The organism is Bacillus sp. JZ105, from assembly GCF_053903125.1.
Genome location: NZ_CP096387.1, coordinates 26,062 through 42,180, shown reverse-complemented (window position 1 = coordinate 42,180; position 16,119 = coordinate 26,062). Strand labels below are relative to the sequence as shown.

Here is a 16,119-nt window from a genome sequence, read left to right as displayed (position 1 = left end):
GATGACATGCCGATGTCTTCCTCTATATTATAACAACGATTGGGAATTAGGTCATATTTGATTTTGCTTTAATGTGTCCTGAATCAATTGAAGGACTTCTTCATAGACAGCCTGCATCGGCTGAGACGCATCCACTACACGGAATCGTTCTGGCGATTGTGCAATAAGCAGTTCATAACCTTCTCTGACCAGCTGGTGGAAATTCAGCGTCTCCATGTCTAATCGATTCTTTTCTCTCCCTTGGTTGGCATCAATTCGCTTTAGCCCTTCCTCAGGTGTAATTGAAAAATAAATGGTCATTTGCGGCATCGTGCCATTGATAGCAAAGTCGTTAATTGACTTTACTTCTTCAATCCCAAGTCCTCTCGCATAGCCTTGATAAGCAAGGGAGCTATCGACAAAACGATCACATAAAACTGTCTGCCCGCGCTGTAATGCCGGTTCTACCTTCTCAGCCAAATGCTGCCTTCTTGCGGCTGCATATAGCAAAGCTTCTGTTTTCGCGTCCATTTTTGTGTTTTTTTCATTTAAAATGACTTCACGAATCTGCTCTGCAATGTCAATACCGCCAGGCTCACGTGTCGCCATCACTGCATATCCTTGGCGTTCCATTTCTTCATACACTTTTTGAATCACTGTCGTTTTTCCGGCACCTTCTGGCCCTTCAAACGTAATAAACATACCGCTCATAGTGTCTCCTCTTCTATATAAACATATAATTTTCTCTGGTGAATCACCTGACTGGCTTGAACATGAACTTGATGTCCAAGTAAACGGCTTAAAGCCGCAATTTGATCGATTTCAATACGCTCTCCCTTAACGATCAAAGGAATACCCGGTGGATATGGAATAACCGATTCTGCACTAACCCGTCCTGCTGCATGTTCAAATGGGACAGCTTCTATATCTTGTCTATGCTCATCGTTGTCATCAGCCAGGGCCTCTCTTTGGAAATGATCTTTTCCTTTGAGCAATGAATCGCTTTGATTAAGGGCCCGCTCTATCCGTTTAAAAGGGATATCCTTCTTCTGTTCTAAACCAAAGACAAGTAAAACCTGATGTTCGTCGGCAAGCTCTGGGTGAACCTCCACTGATTCAAGTACTCGTTTTAGTTCATAACCAGTCAGCCCTTTTGTTGAACGAATCACACATTTTAACGGATCGTTAGAAAGCAACTCAGACTCGACCACTTCAAGCTGACGTATACGGTTGAACTCATCTTTCAGCTCTGCCAGCCCTTTCATGATTCCATCCAAGATCCCTTTTTTCTTGATCTCCTCGACATAAGCTCTTGCCACATCTAATGAGGCCATAATTGGATAGGATGGAGAACTGCTTTGAAGCATCGTGAGGAATGTTTTCAAACGTTTTGCATCCATTCGCCCTCCCTGAAGATGAAGGTAGGATCCCATCGTCATGGCCGGAAGGGTTTTATGTGCTGATTGTACCACCACGTCAGCTCCATAGGAAAGAGCCGATGGGGGAAAAGCGCCGCCTAATACAAAATGTGCACCATGTGCCTCATCAACTAAAACGATCATGCCTGCTTCGTGGCACATGTGTATCAGTTTTGATAAATCAGCTGCATGTCCGTAGTAGTTTGGATAAGTCAAAACGATCGCCCGGCAATTAGGATGTTTGACTATGGCTTTTTTGACTGTTTCATCTGTCACATGTGTTGGAACATGCAGATGTGGATCTACCTCAGCTTCTATCAGAATAGGCGTGGCTCCTGCAAGCTCAATCGCATGGTAAACAGACTTATGACAATTTCGCTGGACGAAAATCTCATCTCCCGCACGACAGGCTGCCATCACCATCGCTAAATTTCCGACAGTTGTCCCATTCACAAGGAAAAAGCTTTGATCTGATCCATATAGCTTTGCCAATAAATGTTCAGCCTCTTGAATCACACCAGTTGGATGATGAAGATCATCTAATCCTTCAAGCTCTGTTACATCCAGCTGAAGAATTGAGTCATAATAAGTCCGTGCCTCATCAAAAAAGACATCTCCATTGTGATGTCCTGGAACGTGGAAAGAATAAGGTTTCTTTTCCGCATGTTGTACTAATGCTGTATATAAAGGTGTTTTCAAACAAATCGACCCTTTTCACTTTAACGATATCTTATATCTATTATAACGTTCATACAAGGGAACCGAAAGATGGATTCTCATTCCTTTATTGGCTGGTAATTCGTCAGCTGCTGTTCGGCCTCATACATGCTGTTTTTCAATTGGGCTCGCTCATGGCTTCCAAGCTCTTTCACCTGTAACGTTTCCTGTAAGGTTTCAGCTAATTGGCGTTGAACCTTTTTCAATGTATCTATAGGTGCAAAAGCTGCCTCTTCAAGAAGCTCCCCCTGCTGCTTTGATACCTTTTCATATGTTTTTTGGATTCGATTCTCAAGAGCTGAATTGGCACGCTGCTGAATATGCGTTAATGCAATCGACATTTGGTTGATCCATAGAGGAATAGATGCTGAAACAGTTGATTGAATGTGATTGGCCAATGTATGATTGGTATGCTGGATCATTCGAATTTGGGCATTACATTGCAACGCAATTTGCCGGCTTAGCAGCAAATCATATTTCCGTTCCTTCAGCCTCTCCATATATTCTTCTGCATTGACTTCCTGACTCATCAATTGCTCCTCTATAGTCCGATTACCGGTCTGCTCCGTTTCTGATATGATCCGCTTCTCTAAAGTTGTCATTTTCGCTTCAACTGCTGCAACCTGCAGCGTCATCTCTTGGAAAAAAGTTTGATTTTCTTCAAATAAACGCTCTAATAACATATGATCCGAGATTAATCCGCCTTTTGCGTAACGAAGCCTTGCTGATAATCTCTCGATCTGTGATTTTGCATGTTGAAAACGCGATATGATTTCCTGAGTAGAACGCTTCTCCCGCCGAAATAACTTCGAAAAAAAGCCCTGCTTCTTTGGCAGTAAGTCCTCCGGTTCTACTACATGCAGCTGGTGCAAAAAGGCCTCAAGCACGTCTCCTATTTGATCGATATCTTTTTTCTCCACATATTTCATCATTTGTTGTGATTGTTCCAGTAATCGTTCCTGAACACGTGTACCATAGAAAAGCAGCTTTTGCGGATTGTCAGGGATCTGCTCAGCACGCTGTATGGCTTCTTGTTTCTCCTCATCGGATAAGGTATCAAACACCCGAAACTGAAGATCTGTAGTGGAAGCAGATGATGATGTGATGTGATCTTCTGGTTTCATTGCGTTTGACTCCTTTCATTATTTCTTTATCATTTTATCTGCTACTTCAAGCTCAATATGAAGGGCTTCTATGTCTCTTCCTAATACTTGCTGCAAATCATTCGTCAATTGCTTTTGCAGTTCTGTCAGCGTCACTCGAGTTTGACTTAGTGTCATTTCCAGCTCATGACTGCGATCAGGCTGGTTATACAATAGTGCATATTTTTCAGTTAGTTCAACGACAGAATCCAAGCTTTCGAAATAAAAACGCTGTGCATCATAAAATCGGGTCGGCTCTTTTTTTGTAATCGTATAGATTCGTCGTGCAAGTCGGAGAATTTCATAATTATGTTTGATCGTCTGTACGTTCTTCACAGCAAATAAAGCCTTCTTTAAACGTACGAGCTTTTGTCCTGCTTCTTTTAAATGCTGTTTGATATATACATAATCACTACGAGACAGTCCGTGTTTCTTTAAAAACAACTGGAAAGCAACCCATCTGCTCCCTGCAAACATCACGCCCCACCCCATCATCGCATACAGTATCGATAATCCAGCATGATGATGGAAAACCCCAATACTGACGGTTAAAATCACAAGCGAAAAAAAAGTAGAGAGGATGGCCCATATAAATGTATAAAAGATTGATTTCATGTTCATCGACTCCTATGAATAATCAGGCTCTCTGTTTATCTTATTATTAATTACGGATGATGTCCAAACTAAGTTCCAAAAAACAGGCCCAATCCTTCATAGCTCAAAAAAAAGACCATCTAATGGTCTATGAATACAAAGGCGGCGTATGAAGATTTTTAAGCTTTCTAACATAATCGGCATAGCTAGGATCCGAGGTCGATGTAGAAATTAACTTTCTCTCACATTCTCGGCACAAAAACTGATGATATAAATAAATTCCCTTTGTTTTTTTCTCTTCACAAATCAAACAAATCGCTTCTCGCTCTTTTTTGCTCATTGTGACACCTCCACTTATAGCTTCAGTATGCCCTAGCGCTTTCAATTGTATACAAAATTAAGAATGTTTTAGATGGTAGTTTAGTATATGTATCCATGTCAGATCGAGTGTTTGTTCCTTTTCTTAAAAAACAAAAAAGACCAGTTCCGACTGGAACTGATCCTTATAGAAGCTTGGCGGCGTCCTACTCTCACAGGGGGAAACCCCCAACTACCATCGGCGCTGAAGAGCTTAACTTCCGTGTTCGGTATGGGAACGGGTGTGACCTCTTCGCTATCGCCACCAAACCTGATGGAGAGAATGTTCTCTCAAAACTAGATAACAATGTTCATGCTTCACATTAGAATATAGGTTAAGTCCTCGATCTATTAGTATCTGTCAGCTCCACGTGTCACCACGCTTCCACCTCAGACCTATCAACCTGATCATCTTTCAGGGATCTTACTTCCTTGCGGAATGGGAAATCTCATCTTGAGGGGGGCTTCATGCTTAGATGCTTTCAGCACTTATCCCGTCCGCACATAGCTACCCAGCGATGCCCTTGGCAGAACAACTGGTACACCAGCGGTGCGTCCATCCCGGTCCTCTCGTACTAAGGACAGCTCCTCTCAAATTTCCTGCGCCCGCGACGGATAGGGACCGAACTGTCTCACGACGTTCTGAACCCAGCTCGCGTACCGCTTTAATGGGCGAACAGCCCAACCCTTGGGACCGACTACAGCCCCAGGATGCGATGAGCCGACATCGAGGTGCCAAACCTCCCCGTCGATGTGGACTCTTGGGGGAGATAAGCCTGTTATCCCCGGGGTAGCTTTTATCCGTTGAGCGATGGCCCTTCCATGCGGAACCACCGGATCACTAAGCCCGACTTTCGTCCCTGCTCGACTTGTAGGTCTCGCAGTCAAGCTCCCTTGTGCCTTTACACTCTGCGAATGATTTCCAACCATTCTGAGGGAACCTTTGGGCGCCTCCGTTACATTTTAGGAGGCGACCGCCCCAGTCAAACTGCCCACCTGACACTGTCTCCCTGCCCGATAAGGGCAGCGGGTTAGAAGGTCAATACAGCCAGGGTAGTATCCCACCGATGCCTCCACCGAAGCTAGCGCTCCGGTTTCCAAGGCTCCTACCTATCCTGTACAAGCTGTACCAACATTCAATATCAGGCTGCAGTAAAGCTCCACGGGGTCTTTCCGTCCTGTCGCGGGTAACCTGCATCTTCACAGGTACTATAATTTCACCGAGTCTCTCGTTGAGACAGTGCCCAGATCGTTGCGCCTTTCGTGCGGGTCGGAACTTACCCGACAAGGAATTTCGCTACCTTAGGACCGTTATAGTTACGGCCGCCGTTTACTGGGGCTTCAATTCGCACCTTCGCTTACGCTAAGCGCTCCTCTTAACCTTCCAGCACCGGGCAGGCGTCAGCCCCTATACTTCGCCTTACGGCTTCGCAGAGACCTGTGTTTTTGCTAAACAGTCGCCTGGGCCTATTCACTGCGGCTTCTCGGGGCTTTAACACCCTAAGAAGCACCCCTTCTCCCGAAGTTACGGGGTCATTTTGCCGAGTTCCTTAACGAGAGTTCTCTCGATCACCTTAGGATTCTCTCCTCGCCTACCTGTGTCGGTTTGCGGTACGGGCACCTCTCACCTCGCTAGAGGCTTTTCTTGGCAGTGTGGAATCAGGAACTTCGCTACTAAATTTCGCTCGCCATCACAGCTCAGCCTTTACGGGAAACGGATTTGCCTATTTCCCAGCCTAACTGCTTGGACGCGGATATCCAATACCGCGCTTACCCTATCCTCCTGCGTCCCCCCATTGCTCAAATGGTGAGGAGGTGGTACAGGAATATCAACCTGTTGTCCATCGCCTACGCCTTTCGGCCTCGGCTTAGGTCCCGACTAACCCTGAGCGGACGAGCCTTCCTCAGGAAACCTTAGGCATTCGGTGGACGGGATTCTCACCCGTCTTTCGCTACTCATACCGGCATTCTCACTTCTAAGCGCTCCACCAGTCCTTCCGGTCTGGCTTCACAGCCCTTAGAACGCTCTCCTACCACTGTTCGTAAGAACAGTCCGCAGCTTCGGTGATACGTTTAGCCCCGGTACATTTTCGGCGCAGAGTCACTCGACCAGTGAGCTATTACGCACTCTTTAAATGGTGGCTGCTTCTAAGCCAACATCCTGGTTGTCTAAGCAACTCCACATCCTTTTCCACTTAACGTATACTTTGGGACCTTAGCTGGCGGTCTGGGCTGTTTCCCTTTCGACTACGGATCTTATCACTCGCAGTCTGACTCCCAAGGATAAGTCATCGGCATTCGGAGTTTGACTGAATTCGGTAACCCGGTAGGGGCCCCTAGTCCAATCAGTGCTCTACCTCCGAGACTCTTACCTTGAGGCTAGCCCTAAAGCTATTTCGGAGAGAACCAGCTATCTCCAGGTTCGATTGGCATTTCACCCCTACCCACACCTCATCCCCGCACTTTTCAACGTGCGTGGGTTCGGGCCTCCATTCAGTGTTACCTGAACTTCACCCTGGACATGGGTAGATCACCTGGTTTCGGGTCTACGACCACGTACTCATGCGCCCTATTCAGACTCGCTTTCGCTGCGGCTCCGCATCTTCTGCTTAACCTTGCACGGGATCGTAACTCGCCGGTTCATTCTACAAAAGGCACGCCATCACCCGTTAACGGGCTTTGACTACTTGTAGGCACACGGTTTCAGGATCTATTTCACTCCCCTTCCGGGGTGCTTTTCACCTTTCCCTCACGGTACTGGTTCACTATCGGTCACTAGGGAGTATTTAGCCTTGGGAGATGGTCCTCCCGGATTCCGACGGAATTTCACGTGTTCCGCCGTACTCAGGATCCACTCTGGAGAGAATAATATTTCAGTTACAGGGCTGTTACCTTCTTTGGCGGGCCTTTCCAGACCTCTTCGCTTATATCATTCCTTTGTAACTCCGTATAGAGTGTCCTACAACCCCAAGAGGCAAGCCTCTTGGTTTGGGCTGTTCCCGTTTCGCTCGCCGCTACTCAGGGAATCGCATTTGCTTTCTCTTCCTCCGGGTACTTAGATGTTTCAGTTCCCCGGGTATGCCTTCTCATACTCTATGTATTCAAGTATGGATACTACTCCATTACGAGCAGTGGGTTTCCCCATTCGGAAATCTCCGGATCAAAGCTTGCTTACAGCTCCCCGAAGCATATCGGTGTTCGTCCCGTCCTTCATCGGCTCCTAGTGCCAAGGCATCCACCGTGCGCCCTTTCTAACTTAACCATTTCTTACTTTAGAAAGAATCACTATGTGTGATGAACTTTGCATTGCATTCAATGTGAATGTATTACTTATTGTTATCTAGTTTTCAAAGAACACGTTGGTGGAGCCTAGCGGGATCGAACCGCTGACCTCCTGCGTGCAAGGCAGGCGCTCTCCCAGCTGAGCTAAGGCCCCGATTTAATAGAAGATGGTGGGCCTGAGTGGACTCGAACCACCGACCTCACGCTTATCAGGCGTGCGCTCTAACCAGCTGAGCTACAGGCCCATCTTTCATATCGAAGATATGATGTTGTAGGATCTTTTGCAAGTTCCTTCAAAACTAAACAAGACGAAAACGCACGCTGCTCCATATATCCTTAGAAAGGAGGTGATCCAGCCGCACCTTCCGATACGGCTACCTTGTTACGACTTCACCCCAATCATCTGCCCCACCTTCGGCGGCTGGCTCCATAAAGGTTACCTCACCGACTTCGGGTGTTGCAAACTCTCGTGGTGTGACGGGCGGTGTGTACAAGGCCCGGGAACGTATTCACCGCGGCATGCTGATCCGCGATTACTAGCGATTCCAGCTTCACGCAGTCGAGTTGCAGACTGCGATCCGAACTGAGAACAGATTTATGGGATTGGCTAAACCTTGCGGTCTTGCAGCCCTTTGTTCTGTCCATTGTAGCACGTGTGTAGCCCAGGTCATAAGGGGCATGATGATTTGACGTCATCCCCACCTTCCTCCGGTTTGTCACCGGCAGTCACCTTAGAGTGCCCAACTGAATGCTGGCAACTAAGATCAAGGGTTGCGCTCGTTGCGGGACTTAACCCAACATCTCACGACACGAGCTGACGACAACCATGCACCACCTGTCACTCTGTCCCCGAAGGGAAAGCCCTATCTCTAGGGTTGTCAGAGGATGTCAAGACCTGGTAAGGTTCTTCGCGTTGCTTCGAATTAAACCACATGCTCCACCGCTTGTGCGGGCCCCCGTCAATTCCTTTGAGTTTCAGTCTTGCGACCGTACTCCCCAGGCGGAGTGCTTAATGCGTTAGCTGCAGCACTAAGGGGCGGAAACCCCCTAACACTTAGCACTCATCGTTTACGGCGTGGACTACCAGGGTATCTAATCCTGTTCGCTCCCCACGCTTTCGCTCCTCAGCGTCAGTTACAGACCAGAGAGTCGCCTTCGCCACTGGTGTTCCTCCACATCTCTACGCATTTCACCGCTACACGTGGAATTCCACTCTCCTCTTCTGCACTCAAGTTTCCCAGTTTCCAATGACCCTCCCCGGTTGAGCCGGGGGCTTTCACATCAGACTTAAGAAACCGCCTGCGAGCCCTTTACGCCCAATAATTCCGGACAACGCTTGCCACCTACGTATTACCGCGGCTGCTGGCACGTAGTTAGCCGTGGCTTTCTGGTTAGGTACCGTCAAGGCGCGAGCAGTTACTCTCGCACTTGTTCTTCCCTAACAACAGAGCTTTACGATCCGAAAACCTTCATCACTCACGCGGCGTTGCTCCGTCAGACTTTCGTCCATTGCGGAAGATTCCCTACTGCTGCCTCCCGTAGGAGTCTGGGCCGTGTCTCAGTCCCAGTGTGGCCGATCACCCTCTCAGGTCGGCTACGCATCGTCGCCTTGGTGAGCCATTACCCCACCAACTAGCTAATGCGCCGCGGGTCCATCTGTAAGTGACAGCCGAAACCGTCTTTCATCCTTGAACCATGCGGTTCAAGGAACTATCCGGTATTAGCTCCGGTTTCCCGGAGTTATCCCAGTCTTACAGGCAGGTTACCCACGTGTTACTCACCCGTCCGCCGCTAACATCCGGGAGCAAGCTCCCTTCTGTCCGCTCGACTTGCATGTATTAGGCACGCCGCCAGCGTTCGTCCTGAGCCAGGATCAAACTCTCCGAGGTATGCAGGATGCATATCACACATGCGTTGCTACACGATGTAGCGAACTTAGCATGTGATCATTTCCTGCCTCGCCAGTTTGACTGACTACCTATGAAGTATCATAGGATTTTTTTATAAAAAACTCGAATTAACAGGTACGTTTTGTCTTGTTTAGTTTTCAAAGAACTTGTTTACCGCTTCAGAAGCGACTAGAACATCTTATCACATCCAAGTTGTTAGTGTCAACAACTTTTTTGTTGTTATGTTTTTTCGTTTCTTCGTCATCAGCGACGTATATTAATTTACCACCCTATCGAATCAAAGTCAATAATATTTTTCATTAAATAATAAACTTTTCAATAACGATTAAAGCTGCTACGCCCGGAATACCCAATAAACCACTAATTCCACTCGTTACAGGGTTAATAGAGACATGTAATCCTAGACTCTCGCCAAATAGGTTGAGGCAAAATAAAAAAAGAGCGCCTGCTATAAACTTCACTCCGATAAGCCCTAACCATTTGAATGGATTCGCCTGCACACCTGACATAAACAACAATAGCACAGCTAGCAAAATTGACCCGATCACAATAACAGGTTCCATAATCCTCTCATCTCCTCTTCATATGAATAGTACAAGCATATGAGAGGACTATGTATAATAGACCTGCTATTTCCAGTTGTTTAAACGTAAATTCCTCTTTTTCGCTTCTCTCAGATAGAAAAAGTACTTCGCTTGAGCAAGCTTTAATTCGAATAGAATGTCCGGTGAAGGCTCAACGCTATTTGCGACAAGCTTTTTTTGTCTGTTCCATTCTTCCTTTTGCTTAAAAAGCTGTTGAATTAATTTCTCATCGAATTCTTTTCGAATTGATTTTCTGCGAAGAAAACCCATGTACCGTACTTCTCCTTCCTACATCTCACGTCTGCCTTCTAGAGCCTTAGACAGTGTAACTTCATCCGCATACTCTAAATCCCCGCCTACTGGAAGTCCGTGAGCAATGCGAGAGAGTTTAATTCCTGATGGTTTTAACAATCTGGAGATATACATGGCTGTTGCTTCTCCTTCAATGTTTGGATTGGTTGCAAGGATCACCTCTGTCACTTGATCGTCTTGCAATCTTTTTAATAGGTCAGGAATTTTAATATCCTCTGGGCCAATTCCGTCCATTGGCGAAATGGCACCATGAAGCACATGATATAAGCCGTTGTATTCTTTCATTTTTTCCATTGCGATTACATCTTTTGGATCCTGCACTACACAGATAACAGATTGATCTCTTCTTGTATCTTCACAAATATAGCAAGGATCTTGGTCTGTGATATGACCGCATACCGAACAATAAGTTAAATTACGCTTTGCATTTACAAGCGCCTTCGCAAAATCTAGTACGACATCTTCCTGCATACTAAGAACAAAAAAAGCCAGACGGACCGCAGTTTTCGGTCCGATTCCTGGCAATTTCATAAAGCTGTCAATCAGCTTTGATATTGGTTCAGGATATTGCATCTTCAGTTATTCCTCCTAGAATAAACCTGGCATGTTCATTCCTTTTGTGAATTGACCCATCGTTTCATTCGTTAGCTCATCGACTTTTTTCAATGCATCGTTTGTCGCAGCAAGTACAAGATCTTGAAGCATATCGATATCTTCTGGATCAACAACTTCTTCATTAATTGCTACATCAACGACTTCTTTTTGTCCATTTACTTTGACAGTGACCATACCGCCACCAGCTGTACCTTCAAGAACTTTTTCTGCAAGCTCTTCTTGAGCCTTCGCCATATCCTTTTGCATTTTTTGCATTTGTTTCATCATTTTTTGCATATTTCCCATTCCACCGCGCATATGAACACCACTCTCTTTCATTTTTATTAATCTTTAATTTCAATTAAATCAGTTCCTACTAATTTTTTTGCTTCCGCAATCAATGGATCCTCTTCAGTAGAAGTTCCCTGACCATCTGCTTGTTCATCCGGCTGATGATCTCTTAAAAATTCTTCTCTTATTTTACCCCATTGAGCGTCAGGAACGCCAACTAATTCCACTCTTTTTCCTAACATAGACTCTAGCAGTTGTTCAAGATTGGTCCGAACACCGCTTTTATCTTCAGCAACCATTTTACAATGTATTTCAAATTTGAATTTTAAAACAAAGGCATGCGAAGCAGCCGCAACTGGCTCACTGTCCGTTAATAACGCAGCGTGAGACACCTTATTCTGCTGTTTCAACTGGGCAAGGAGCTCTCCCCATTTGCCTTTAATTTTTTCTAACTCAGGCCGTTTCGCTTCTTTTAGAATCTCATGAATTCGGCCGACAGGAGCACGATAGCCATTTTTGTTACTTGTTTGTGGTCGAGGCGCTTCCCTTTTTTCTTGAGGGCTATGAGATGGAGACATTGGTACACCTTCGGTTCTTAGCCTTGACAATTCCTGTTCCAGCCGGTTTATTTTATCTGTTAGCGCCGTTAAATCAGCTTCAGCATGACCTTGTGTCAATCCTGCTGTTGACTGACACAGCTTTACAACAGCTACCTCAAAGAAAATCCTTGGATGATTCGTCCATTTCATTTCTTGGTGGCTTTTATTCAGGACTTCAATTGTTTCATACAGAAACTGAGGTGTCACACGATCTGACAGCGCCACGAAACTTTCGTCGACCTTTACCTTTTCAAGTACCCCCTCGAGATCTGGTGCCGTTTTATAAAGCAGCATATCTCTAAAGTAAAAAATCATATCCTCTATTAATTTAGCAGCATCTTTCCCCTGCTGAAGCAATTCATTTAATGTATCTAACGCTGTGGCAATATTTTGATCAAAAATTGCTTCAGCAAGCTGACTAATGAAATGCTGAGATACAGCACCTGTAATGAGCAGCGCATCGTCAATTGTCAATTGTTCACCACTAAATGAGATCGCTTGATCCAAGAGGCTTAGTGCATCACGCATACCGCCATCAGCTGCACTAGCAATAATCTCGAGCGAACCCTCCTGTACGTCAAGGCCTTCTGCATCTACAATTTTCTCCATTCTTCCAACAATATCTTTAGTCGTGATTCGTTTAAAATCAAATCGCTGACAACGAGATATGATGGTAAGAGGAATCTTATGGGGCTCTGTGGTAGCCAAAATAAAGATACAATGAGCAGGCGGTTCTTCCAGCGTTTTAAGGAGAGCATTAAATGCACCGATAGAGAGCATATGTACTTCATCTATAATATAAACCTTATATGTAACCGCCGAAGGAGCAAATTTCACTTTATCACGTATATCCCGGATTTCATCTACCCCGTTATTCGAGGCAGCATCTATTTCAATCACGTCTGAAATTGAACCGTTTGTAATCCCTTTACAGGCATCACATTCATTACACGGCTCACTAACAGGTGACTTTTCACAGTTCACTGCCTTAGCAAAGATTTTGGCAGCACTTGTTTTACCTGTTCCTCTAGGACCTGAAAATAAGTAAGCATGAGAAAACTTTTTCTGCAAAAGGGCATTTTGCAACGTTTTTGTGATGTGTTCTTGTCCAACAACATCCTCAAAAACTTGAGGTCTGAACACTCGATATAAAGCTTGATAACTCACAAATACGCCCTCCTCCATTTATCATCCTTTTCATTATACATGATGCACCGATCAATTCAAAAGCACACCTTTATTTTCTAATATGCCAAAAAGATGATTTCAACTAGAGATTTTCTACTTTCCATGTATTAAAAACGTATTTTCTAGCTTTGTAAAAAGACCTGAAACTCCAAACAGAACACCAGTTCTTTTTGCGATTAGTGAAAAAAACAAATGGCTCCAAAAAGACTTTTTATCTATTTGTATAACCAAAGCAGTTAAGCTATTCTTTGAACAGCAACAAAAAACTCACCTAGTTAAACTAGATGAGTTACATTTAATATTGATTTACCGTGCACCTTCTGTCGATTCGCTACCCCAAGCGTTACTTAAACAGTTAGCTCGGCCCAGGCAACCCTGCGGCACATGAGAGGTTTCACTTAATGCTGCTTCCTTCCGGACCTGACATGGTTCATGAATTCCCATTGCGCAGGACCCAGACGTCAACACCACTTATTTAAGGCAGACCTTGAAGTAAACGAACCTCGAGAAGGGATTCGGCCTCGCTAGAGCGGATTGCGAGTACAGGGCACCGCTACCTCCCCGCTTAGCACGGCAAAATGAATATTAAATTGTTAGTGACGCAGACATAAGTATACCTTCTTATAGCTCAAATTGCAAACGACATCCATTCATTTACTTTTGGCTTGTTTCTTTCGCTGACGGAGATTTCTGAAGAACTGACTTAACAGCTCACCACACTGATTTTCAAGTACACCACCGATGACTTCAGACTGATGATTGAACCGTTCATCATCCAGTAAATTCATTAAAGTACCTGCGCATCCACCTTTTGGATCGTATGCACCAAAAACGACCTTTTTCACTCTAGAGAGAACAATAGCACCCGCACACATTGGGCATGGCTCAAGCGTAACGTAAAGCACAGCATCTTCTAAACGCCAGCTCCCTGTCGCTTTACATGCTTCATCAATAGCAAGTAATTCTGCATGTGCAATCGAACGCTGCTCACTTTCCCTTAAATTATGAGCCCGGCTCACGATTTGATCATCAACAACAATGATCGCACCAATCGGCACTTCCCCTATTTGTTCTGCTTTTAAGGCTTCAGAAATGGCTTCTTGCATAAACTTTTCATCTTTCGTCATGGCACGGCTCTCTTTTCATGTTTTTTAAAAGGAAATTGAGGTTAACATATTATCACAATCTTTTAAAGGGGGTCTTATTTTGTCAAAGCAAAAAAAGGCGCTGCTTATTATCGACATGATTAATGATTTTGATTTTGAAATGGGACATGTGCTTGCAGAAAAAACAGAGCAAATGACCAATAAAATTTTAGCTCTTAAACAACATGCTTTCAAGGAAAATTGGCCAATCATTTATATCAACGATCACTACGGACTTTGGAAGGCTGATATCCAAGCTGTTATGGAAACATGCAAAAACGAAAGAAGCGCTCCTATTTTAGAGAAAATGACACCATCTAAAGATAATTACTTCTTAATCAAACCTAAGCATTCTGCCTTCTACGGTACTGCACTAGAGACACTCTTAAATGAATTAGGTGTTGAGGACATTATTCTAACTGGGATTGCCGGAAACATTTGCGTTTTGTTCACTGCAAATGACGCATACATGCGAGAATACAATCTAATTGTACCTAAAGATTGTATCGCTTCAAACGACGACAGAGATAACGACTACGCTTTAACGATGATGGAGAACGTTCTTCTAGCCAAAATCACTACCGCTAAGGAAATCACGAATGAAAATCAAACATGATTTAGCTATAACCCTCATAAATTGTTAGCAATAACAAAGGGGGCGTTGACTATTCAAATTTATGTTGTCAAAAGAGGAGATACTTTAAACGACATTGCTATGCGTTTTAAAACGACAGTCAATGAAATCATCCGTACTAACGAAATCGAAGCACCAAATCAACTCGTCATTGGACAAACAATTGTCATTCCAATTAGAGGTCAATTTTATGAGGTCAAACAAAATGACACACTATATCAAATTGGTAGACGGTTTCAAATCTCAGTGGAAGAATTGGCACGCGTGAACAGAATTCGGCCTGAAGCGATACTGCCTATTCGTTTCTTGCTCTATATTCCACAAAGACCGAAAAAGAACATTAATTCCAATGCTTATATTGAACCACGGGGAAATCAAGTCAGTGAAAACTTAAAGCAGGCAGCTAGAGAGGCCTCCCCATACTTAACCCATTTAGACGTCTTTAGTTTTCAAGCACAAAGAGATGGGACACTGCGAGAACCACCGTTAGACCAACTACCCCAGATTGCCGCTCAGAACAGAACTGTATTAACCATGGTGGTGACAAATCTAGAGAATGAAAAATTCAGTGATGAACTTGGGCGTATTCTTTTAACTAACCAATCTGTCAAAACGGCATTTTTAAATGAAATTGTTCGTGTTGCCAAAAAGTATCAATTCAAGGAAATCCATTTTGATTTTGAATATTTACGCCCTGTTGATAAAGATGCTTATATTCAATTTTTAAGAGAAGCAACAGCCCGTTTCCATCAAGAAGGATGGACAATATCTGTTGCACTTGCACCAAAAACAAGTAGTCAGCAAAAGGGCAAATGGTATGAAGCCCATGACTATGAAGCGATCGGTAAGATCGTCGATCACGTTGTGTTGATGACCTATGAATGGGGATACAGCGGCGGCCCTCCACAAGCTGTCTCTCCAATTGGACCTGTCCGCCAAGTCATTGAATATGCACTAACTGTCATACCTGCCAATAAAATTGTAATGGGGCAGAATTTATACGGCTATGATTGGACACTTCCTTTCGTCCAGGGCGGCCCCATAGCCAAAGCCGTCAGTCCTCAACAAGCAATTGCACTTGCTAGAGAGCACAATGTCTCTATCTTATACGACGAAACAGCACAAGCACCCCATTTTCGTTATACAGATGCCAACAACAAAGAGCATGAGGTCTGGTTCGAAGACGCTAGATCAATTCAAGCAAAGTTCAACCTCATCAAAGAGCTAAATTTGAACGGCATTGCTTATTGGAAATTAGGTCTATCTTTCCCACAAAATTGGCTCTTATTATCAGATCAATTTAATATTGAAAAAAGAACGACATCGTAATCCATTCACTCTATCTATTAGAAGGGGTATGGTACAATATACAT

13 protein-coding genes, 2 tRNA genes, 3 rRNA genes and 1 other RNA gene are annotated in these 16,119 nt (G+C 44.4%); 2 read left to right on the top strand and 17 right to left on the bottom strand.

The window, feature by feature from the left end:
* Window positions 1-51: 51 nt before the first annotated feature.
* The 17 genes from tmk to tadA form a co-directional block, all read right to left on the bottom strand.
* On the bottom strand, window positions 52-690 hold the full coding sequence (tmk, locus tag M1D81_RS00210; protein WP_048239529.1) for a dTMP kinase: 639 nt from the start codon (window positions 688-690) through the stop codon (window positions 52-54).
* Window positions 687-2,096 carry an aminotransferase class I/II-fold pyridoxal phosphate-dependent enzyme gene (locus tag M1D81_RS00205; RefSeq protein WP_456265955.1) on the bottom strand — a complete coding sequence of 470 codons (1,410 nt, stop codon included), beginning with the start codon at window positions 2,094-2,096 and terminating at the stop codon, window positions 687-689. The genes tmk and M1D81_RS00205 overlap by 4 nt, the downstream gene beginning before the upstream one ends.
* Before the next feature lie 77 nt (window positions 2,097-2,173).
* Window positions 2,174-3,238, bottom strand: coding sequence for a toxic anion resistance protein (locus M1D81_RS00200; protein WP_456265956.1), 1,065 nt, complete (start codon window positions 3,236-3,238; stop codon window positions 2,174-2,176).
* 18 nt (window positions 3,239-3,256) lie between these two features.
* Entirely contained in the window at window positions 3,257-3,871 is a 615-nt protein-coding gene (locus M1D81_RS00195) for a 5-bromo-4-chloroindolyl phosphate hydrolysis family protein (RefSeq protein ID WP_048239524.1), read from the bottom strand.
* A gap of 127 nt (window positions 3,872-3,998) precedes the next feature.
* Window positions 3,999-4,190, bottom strand: a complete 192-nt coding sequence (locus M1D81_RS00190) for a sigma factor G inhibitor Gin (protein WP_024425620.1) — start codon at window positions 4,188-4,190, stop codon at window positions 3,999-4,001.
* Window positions 4,191-4,361: 171 nt separating this feature from the next.
* Window positions 4,362-4,477, bottom strand: a 5S ribosomal RNA gene (rrf, locus tag M1D81_RS00185).
* A 61-nt stretch (window positions 4,478-4,538) separates the two neighbouring features.
* Window positions 4,539-7,469 (bottom strand): 23S ribosomal RNA (locus tag M1D81_RS00180).
* 98 nt (window positions 7,470-7,567) lie between these two features.
* Window positions 7,568-7,643 (bottom strand) — tRNA-Ala (locus tag M1D81_RS00175).
* Window positions 7,644-7,657: 14 nt separating this feature from the next.
* Window positions 7,658-7,734 (bottom strand) — tRNA-Ile (locus M1D81_RS00170).
* 95 nt (window positions 7,735-7,829) lie between these two features.
* A 16S ribosomal RNA gene (locus M1D81_RS00165) occupies window positions 7,830-9,378 on the bottom strand.
* The 16S, 23S and 5S rRNA genes sit together here with 2 tRNA genes alongside, the layout of an rRNA operon.
* A gap of 320 nt (window positions 9,379-9,698) precedes the next feature.
* Window positions 9,699-9,962, bottom strand: a complete 264-nt coding sequence (locus M1D81_RS00160; protein ID WP_024425765.1) for a pro-sigmaK processing inhibitor BofA family protein — start codon at window positions 9,960-9,962, stop codon at window positions 9,699-9,701.
* Between the two features lie 66 nt (window positions 9,963-10,028).
* Window positions 10,029-10,253 carry a YaaL family protein gene (locus M1D81_RS00155; RefSeq protein ID WP_024425764.1) on the bottom strand — a complete coding sequence of 75 codons (225 nt, stop codon included), beginning with the start codon at window positions 10,251-10,253 and terminating at the stop codon, window positions 10,029-10,031.
* Window positions 10,254-10,271: 18 nt separating this feature from the next.
* A complete protein-coding gene (recR, locus tag M1D81_RS00150) occupies window positions 10,272-10,868 on the bottom strand; it encodes a recombination protein RecR (protein WP_003218094.1) in 597 nt (198 codons plus the stop codon).
* Window positions 10,869-10,883: 15 nt separating this feature from the next.
* Window positions 10,884-11,207 (bottom strand): YbaB/EbfC family nucleoid-associated protein, encoded by a 324-nt coding sequence (locus M1D81_RS00145; protein WP_008342011.1) that lies wholly within the window; start codon window positions 11,205-11,207, stop codon window positions 10,884-10,886.
* A 26-nt stretch (window positions 11,208-11,233) separates the two neighbouring features.
* Window positions 11,234-12,946, bottom strand: a complete 1,713-nt coding sequence (gene dnaX / locus M1D81_RS00140) for a DNA polymerase III subunit gamma/tau (protein WP_456265957.1) — start codon at window positions 12,944-12,946, stop codon at window positions 11,234-11,236.
* Between the two features lie 330 nt (window positions 12,947-13,276).
* Window positions 13,277-13,541: signal recognition particle sRNA large type (gene ffs / locus M1D81_RS00135), an RNA gene on the bottom strand.
* Between the two features lie 76 nt (window positions 13,542-13,617).
* On the bottom strand, window positions 13,618-14,094 hold the full coding sequence (gene tadA / locus M1D81_RS00130; protein WP_024426741.1) for a tRNA adenosine(34) deaminase TadA: 477 nt from the start codon (window positions 14,092-14,094) through the stop codon (window positions 13,618-13,620).
* Between the two features lie 79 nt (window positions 14,095-14,173).
* Here tadA and M1D81_RS00125 point away from each other — a divergent pair, with 79 nt between their 5' ends.
* Complete coding sequence (locus M1D81_RS00125; protein WP_024426742.1) at window positions 14,174-14,728, top strand: isochorismatase family cysteine hydrolase; 555 nt, start codon at window positions 14,174-14,176, stop codon at window positions 14,726-14,728.
* Window positions 14,729-14,827: 99 nt separating this feature from the next.
* The gene (locus M1D81_RS00120) at window positions 14,828-16,075 is read left to right on the top strand and encodes a glycosyl hydrolase family 18 protein (RefSeq protein ID WP_456267176.1); all 1,248 of its coding nucleotides are present in this window, start codon (window positions 14,828-14,830) and stop codon (window positions 16,073-16,075) included.
* The last annotated feature ends 44 nt before the right edge of the window (window positions 16,076-16,119 follow it).

What these genes read in the sequence shown, in the direction of transcription:
- tmk (WP_048239529.1), bottom strand. Translation starts at nt 690, where the DNA reads ATGAGCGGTATGTTTATTACGTTTGAAGGGCCAGAAGGTGCCGGAAAA.
- M1D81_RS00200 (WP_456265956.1), bottom strand. Translation starts at nt 3,238, where the DNA reads ATGAAACCAGAAGATCACATCACATCATCATCTGCTTCCACTACAGAT.
- M1D81_RS00195 (WP_048239524.1), bottom strand. Translation starts at nt 3,871, where the DNA reads ATGAAATCAATCTTTTATACATTTATATGGGCCATCCTCTCTACTTTT.
- M1D81_RS00190 (WP_024425620.1), bottom strand. Translation starts at nt 4,190, where the DNA reads ATGAGCAAAAAAGAGCGAGAAGCGATTTGTTTGATTTGTGAAGAGAAA.
- M1D81_RS00160 (WP_024425765.1), bottom strand. Translation starts at nt 9,962, where the DNA reads ATGGAACCTGTTATTGTGATCGGGTCAATTTTGCTAGCTGTGCTATTG.
- M1D81_RS00155 (WP_024425764.1), bottom strand. Translation starts at nt 10,253, where the DNA reads ATGGGTTTTCTTCGCAGAAAATCAATTCGAAAAGAATTCGATGAGAAA.
- recR (WP_003218094.1), bottom strand. Translation starts at nt 10,868, where the DNA reads ATGCAATATCCTGAACCAATATCAAAGCTGATTGACAGCTTTATGAAA.
- M1D81_RS00145 (WP_008342011.1), bottom strand. Translation starts at nt 11,207, where the DNA reads ATGCGCGGTGGAATGGGAAATATGCAAAAAATGATGAAACAAATGCAA.
- tadA (WP_024426741.1), bottom strand. Translation starts at nt 14,094, where the DNA reads ATGACGAAAGATGAAAAGTTTATGCAAGAAGCCATTTCTGAAGCCTTA.
- M1D81_RS00120 (WP_456267176.1), top strand. Translation starts at nt 14,828, where the DNA reads ATGCGTTTTAAAACGACAGTCAATGAAATCATCCGTACTAACGAAATC.